This is a genomic window from Candidatus Desulfatibia sp. (assembly GCF_036446775.1).
Taxonomy (GTDB): domain Bacteria; phylum Desulfobacterota; class Desulfobacteria; order Desulfobacterales; family UBA11574; genus Desulfatibia_A.
Genome location: NZ_JAZFTO010000372.1, coordinates 1 through 3,430, shown reverse-complemented (window position 1 = coordinate 3,430; position 3,430 = coordinate 1). Strand labels below are relative to the sequence as shown.

Annotated in this window: 2 protein-coding genes; both read left to right on the top strand. The window is 48.7% G+C overall.

Annotated features, from left to right (window positions below):
* Positions 1-1,797, top strand: a 1,797-nt coding sequence (locus V3S16_RS16870) for an alpha-L-fucosidase (RefSeq protein WP_413887060.1), incomplete at its 5' end; no start/stop codon positions are given.
* A gap of 175 nt (positions 1,798-1,972) precedes the next feature.
* On the top strand, positions 1,973-3,430 hold a 1,458-nt coding region (locus V3S16_RS16865; RefSeq protein WP_413887058.1), incomplete at its 3' end, for a hypothetical protein.

The window sequence follows — 3,430 nt, the reverse complement described above, 5'->3', positions numbered from 1 at the left end:
GAGGGCATTCCGTATAAGGGTGGAACGGTGGATGTCTTGATCCGTGTTTCGGCCTTTACCGGTATTCGGGAGATGAAGGTGGAGGCGTTCGCGCTTTGCGACGATCCGGTCGAATTTGTTACCGGTATTAATTATTGGGAGACCACGGAAACATTCCAAGGCGATCATTATATCGGCACTTGGGGAATCCACCCGGAAGATGTAGCAGCATCCCCGCAGAAGATCGGCGCCGCTGTGCTCTACAACCCCGACGACTTTGCTCAAACGCTGAAAACCGATGGCGAAATCCTGCTGGTTTCAAAGCCCGCAAAGGTCCTCTCAACATGGATTGTCAGCGCCTGTGAAAAGGAAGCCGGAGTTAATCGTCAACGGTTTGAACAACTATGTGGAGAGCCGCTTCAACCGGAAGCAAATACGTTAAGCGATGAAGAGCGGCTTGCCTGGTGGCACGAAGCCCGTTTCGGCATGTTTATACATTGGGGGGTATATTCGCAGTATGCCGGAATTTACAACGGACATGATCAGGCCAAAGGTGGTGCCGAATGGATTATGAACCGGTGTAAAATTCCGGTGACCGAATACAAGGAAAACGCCAAAAACTTTAATCCGGAAAACTATGATCCGGAGGCCTGGGTGAAAATGGCCAAGGATGCGGGGATGAAATATTTGATCATTACCGCGAAGCACCATGACGGATTTGCTCTTTTCGACAGTGAGGCCAGTGACTGGAACGTGGTCGATGCCACACCGTATGGCAAGGATCTCTTAAAGCCGCTGGCTGAGGCTTGTAAAAAACATGGGATCAAATTGGGATTCTACTATTCTCAAAATCAGGACTGGTGCAATCCCGGCGGATCGGCCGCACGTAGGTTATCGAAGGAAGGCTGGCCCAACCCTGATGCCGCAAAAGTCGATGCCTACACCAAAAAACATAATGGACACTGGGATCTGGCTCAGGAAACCGCGACTTTTGACGACTATATCGACCGGGTAGCTGTTCCTCAAGTGCGTGAAATATTAAGCAATTATGGTGAAATTGCCGTTCTGTGGTGGGATACCCCGCGCGGCATGACCGATGCCGCGGCACTGAAATTTCAGGAGCAGCTTAAACGGCAGCCCCATATTATCACGAACGACAGGTTGAAACGCCCGAATTTCCCCGGCGATACAAAAACGCCGGAACAGCACATTCCTGATGCCCACGGTTTGGAAGGGGTGAATTGGGAGGTCTGCATGACCATGAATAAAACCTGGGGATATGGATTGCGGAAAATGGACGCTGAGTGGAAATCTTCCGAAACCTTAATCCGAAACCTGGTGGACATTGTTTCAAAAGGTGGAAACTACCTGCTGAATGTCGGTCCCAAGCCGGACGGATCCTTTCCCGAAGAAAGCATTGTTCGCTTAAAGGAGATCAGCGAATGGATGACCGTTAACAGCGAGGCCATTCATGGTACAAAGGCCGGACCGTATCAACCCTTCTCCTGGGGGCGTTGCTCCAAAAAAGAGAATGAAGAAGAGACCACGCTGTATTTCTTCGTTTTTGACTGGCCTGCGGAGGGCGAACTAGAGGTTCCCGGGATAGCCAACGACGTGATAAAAGCAACCCTCCTGGCTGATAACACGGAACTGAAAGTACATAAGAAGGACGGTAATCTGATGATTGAGCTTCCCGCCGAAGCCCCCGATAAAATTGCCAGCGTAATAACAGTGACCGTGAAGGGGAACGTGGAGAACCAGTATAAGAAATCGGAAGATAAAAAAATAGATTCCGGAGCACTGGACACCAAGCACTAGTTTTGGTCGGACGAGCGATTTGACAAATTAACACCTGAAGAAATAGGCTATAACGTAAGTGGTGTCTAAACAAACAATTATGAAATGAGCATGAGAATGGAATTCACACCAAGAGTAATGATTAAAATCATGCGAATTCCATCTGTTGCCATAAAAAACTCAAAATTTTAAACAGATGAAAAAAATCAGTTCAATTTTACTTTTTCTACTTTGTGTTTCAGCTATAGTTGCACAAAACGGAATTCAATCTGAGATAAAAAAGACCTCAGTAGACCCAATATTCAATACTGAAGAGATTCTTGATGAAAGCACACTGGATATAAAGATCCTGCAGGACTGGCATTTGGACGAGCCAACAAGCTCGACGCGACAGAAGCTAATCGAAATCAATGTCGCCGAATGGTGGCCTGGACAAGATTTTCGGATTCCAGTGCGTATGATTGTTCCGCTCGAAGGCAAGGCAAAGGGCTTTCATATTACAGGAGCAAATCCATATGAAACGCTGATGAAAGATGCGAAACCAAGCGATTTTGATGCAAAACTGCTGGCCAATGGAGTTGGAATTGTCAAGACGCATGTCAAGCGGGTAGCAAAGATCCCGGGAAAACAGGGCGTGCTACAAAAGATGGAGAAATTGAATAAGGAAGAGCGTAATCCGCGATACTCGCAAGTCTGGATTTGGTCGATGACCTTGATGAGGGCCGCAACCGCCGCGTATGCGGAGACCGATCATTTTGAAAAAGGCAAAGTGGCCGGCGCGGGTAGCTCTAAGAACGGCATAGCCCCTGCGGTCGCCTTGATAAACGACGAGCGATTTACTGCGACATGCTCCAACCATGCGTTTGCTTACTATTCGCCGGCTCGAAGAGGCAACAGGGAAGAAATGGCCAAAGCTAAAGAGGCAAACAAAGCATTAGCGGATCGCTTTTGGCAAGCCTTGTGCGTTACGGAGAATTGGGATCGGCTGATGGAGCGCGGCGTCGATATTCTTTTCCAGCCGGGAACACATGACTTTGTTGCATTTGACATTCTTTGGGGAGCGCAAAACCATCCCCAGTTGCCTGTTTATTACCAACCCAATGGCGGGCACTTTCAAACACCGCATGTCGCTACGGCAAAGGACGAACAGAATAAAGAGGCCTTCCTCTGGAATCACTTCTTTGGCGGCGAATCCTTGCTGAAGCCTCCGACGTCGAGCCATAAAATCGAAAAGGACAAGCTAAGTGTCAGTGTGAGTTTCAATGAAGGGCCTCAGCCGATAAGCGGACGCATATGGTGGATCTATGACCGTGATCCGGCAGGTTCCGAGCCGTTCTTACAAGTGCAAATCCCCGATGACCAATGGATGGATATGGAATACGATGCAAAGACCGGCGCATGGACGGCAGCCATACCTTTAGAGGATGGTTTTAGCCGGATCGATTTCTTCAGCAATCATGGTCTAGAGGTTAATGGCTACAAACAGTATCTTTCTAGTCCTTATACCCGAGTCGAACTTTCCCTATCCCAGAAGCGGTCGAGGCAAGTGGGGGACGCGGCACTGAACAAGACGCTGGAGGAGATCAATGGTCGATTTAAGAACGTCGATGTCGAACTGCTTGAGTGGCCCGAAAAGTTGCAGCAACGATTGGGG